At 72.4% G+C, this 2,925-nt stretch carries 1 protein-coding gene; it reads left to right on the top strand.

The annotated features are described in order from the left end of the window. Nucleotides 1–273 precede the first annotated feature (273 nt). Nucleotides 274–2,925, top strand: a 2,652-nt coding sequence (locus B7767_RS23235) for a DEAD/DEAH box helicase (RefSeq protein ID WP_085573899.1), incomplete at its 3' end; no start/stop codon positions are given.

The raw sequence follows: 2,925 nt of genomic DNA, 5'->3' as shown, positions 1-2,925 counted from the left end.
GCCGGACCGCCGCCCACCCGCGAACCCCGAGCGGCCGAAGGCGGCGGCGCACTCGCTGCGCCACTCCGTGCAGGCCCGCAGGACGGCGGAGCGGCTGCGCACCGCGTACGCGGCGAAGGCCCCGTTCTAGACACCTGCGGCCGGTCGGCCGGGACGGGCCCCACGCCCGCTCCCCCGGCCCCGCCTCCCGCCGGTCCGGACGTGCCCCCACCACCGGTCGTCCGCACCGCCCCACGTCCACCCCATCGACACGATCGCCCAGGAGGCCCCCTCGTGACCGCCGACTTGAGCACCGCCCCCGCGACGAGCGGTGAGGACGCCCAGTACCCGCCGGGCGCCCAGATCCTCGTACGGGACGAGGTGTGGCTGGTGCGCAACGCCACGCGGACCGAGCACGACGGGGCCAGGATCGAGGCGGTGGGCGCGTCGGACTTCGTGCGCGACCAGGAGGCGGTGTTCTTCGACAAGCTGGACCGGATCGAGCTGCTCGACCCGAGGCGGACCCGCCTGGTGCGGGACGACTCCCCGAACTTCCGCCGCTCGCGCCTGTTCCTGGAGGCGGTGCTGCGCAAGACGCCGCTGCCGCAGGCCGAGCGCGGCCTGGCGCTCGCGGACTCCTTCCTCCTGGACGCCCTCCCCTACCAGCAGCGCCCCGCCCAGCTCGCCCTGTCGGGCCGCAACCTGCGCCCCCGCCTGCTCATCGCGGACGTGGTCGGCCTCGGCAAGACCCTGGAGATCGGCCTCACCCTCGCCGAGCTGATCCGCCGGGGCCGGGGCGAGCGCATCCTGGTCGTCACCCCGCAACACGTCCTGGAGCAGTTCCAGCACGAGCTGTGGACGCGGTTCGCGATCCCGCTGGTGCGGCTGGACTCGGTGGGCATCGAGCGGATCCAGCGGGAGATCCCGGCGGGCCGCAACCCGTTCACGTACTTCAAGCGGGTCATCGTCTCCATCGACACCCTGAAGAACACCGACCAGTACAAGCACCACCTGGAGCGCATCAACTGGGACGCGGTCGTCATCGACGAGTCGCACAACCTCATCAACAAGGGGTCCCTGCGCAACCAGCTCGCCCGCACCCTCGCCCCGCACACCGACGCCCTGCTGCTGGCCTCCGCCACCCCGCACAACGGCGACGCCCGCTCCTTCGCCGAGCTGATCTCGCTGCTCGACCCGGCCGCGATCCGCGACCCGGAGCACTACCGCGCCGACGACATCAGGCACCTGTTCATCCGCCGTACGAAGGTCAGCCCCGAGGTGCGGGAGCAGATGAAGGGGCAGTGGGCGGACCGGGGCCCGTCGCGTTCGGTCCGGGTGACGGCGACGCCGGCCGAGGAGAAGGTCTTCGAGGAGCTGGCGGCGGTGTGGCTGCCGTCCGACGGGTCGAAGTCGGTCAGCGACGTGCCGCTGTTCCCGTACACGCTGCTGAAGTCCTTCCTCTCCTCGCACACGGCGCTGAAGGCCACGGTCACCACGCGCATCAAGACGCTGGAGAAGAAGGAAGACCCGGAGGCGACGGCCGCCGAGCGCGCGGCGCTGCACCGGCTCCTGGAGCTGGCGTCGGGCATGACGGAGAAGGACTCGGGCAAGTTCGGGGCGCTCCTGGAGCAGTTGCGGGAGATCGGGGTCGGGCCGAAGTCCGACACCCGGGTCGTGGTGTTCTCCGAGCGGGTGCAGACGCTGGAGTGGCTGGCGCGGACCGTGCCGGCGGCGCTCGGCTTCAAGGGGAAGGCCGCCGAACAGGCCGCCCGTGTCATGCACGGCGGCCTGTCCGACGAGCAGCAGATGCAGTGCGTGGAGGACTTCGGCCTCGCGGACACGCCCGTGCGCATCCTGTTCACCGGCGACGTCGCCTCCGAGGGCGTCAACCTGCACCGCCAGTGCCACCAGCTCGTCCACTACGACGTGCCCTGGTCGCTCATCCGCATCGAGCAGCGCAACGGCCGCATCGACCGCTACGGACAGCCGCACCAGCCGCAGTTCCGGGCGCTGATCCTCACCAGTGCGGTGGACGGCGCCAAGGACGACACGCTCGTCTCGGAGCGCCTGCTGGAGCGCGAGTCCGAGGCGCACCGGTCGCTGGGCACGGCGGAGGCGGTGTCGGGGCTGTACCGGGCGGAGGCCGAGGAGAAGTCCCTCATCCAGGACCTGCTGCGGGGCCGTGACGTGGACGAGTCCCTGGACGCCGACCGCACCTCCGGTGCGGGCGGGGACGACGGCGTGGACGACTTCCTCGCCGACTTCTTCGGCGCCGTGAACGACGAGCCGGAGGAGGACGCCGCCGACGGCGACGCGGGCGGCGACGGCGGCGGGGCGGTGCCCCGGGCGGACGTGCCCCGGCTGTTCGGCTCCGCCCGCGAGTTCCTCGACGAGGCGCTGCGTGAGGTCTACCCGGACGCCCACGACCGCCTCGACCTGTCCATCGACCCCGAGCAGGGCCTGCTCTCCTTCGTCCCGCCCTCCGACCTGGTCCACCGCCTCAAGGCACTGCCCCCGGAGTACGTGCGCGAGCAGGGCCTGCGCGACCGGCTGAAGGTCACCTTCAACCGGCGGCTCGCCGACAGCAGCCTCGTGCGCGCCCGCGCCTCGGCGACGTCGAGCTGGCCCGACATCTCCCTGCTGACCGACCTGCACCCGGTCATGGAGTGGCTCACGGACAAGGTCCTGGTCCGCCTGGACCGCCAGGAGGCGCCGGTGCTGACCGCCGACGTGTCCCGGCCGACGTACCTCGTGCAGGGCATCTACTCCAACGCGCTCGGCCGCCCGACCGTCGTGAAGTGGATGGCTGTCACCACGGACGGCGAGGTCGACGACGACATGGTGGCGGTGCTGCGCCGCGCCCAGGTCGGCCCGACGATGGCGAACCCCGACCTCGCCCACGACACCGCCCTTCTCGCCGAGGCGATCCCCGGCGTCCTGGACACG

Origin of the sequence: Streptomyces sp. 13-12-16, assembly GCF_002114215.1 — a bacterium.
GTDB lineage: Bacteria > Actinomycetota > Actinomycetes > Streptomycetales > Streptomycetaceae > Streptomyces.
This window is presented reverse-complemented; position numbering and strand designations above follow the sequence as displayed.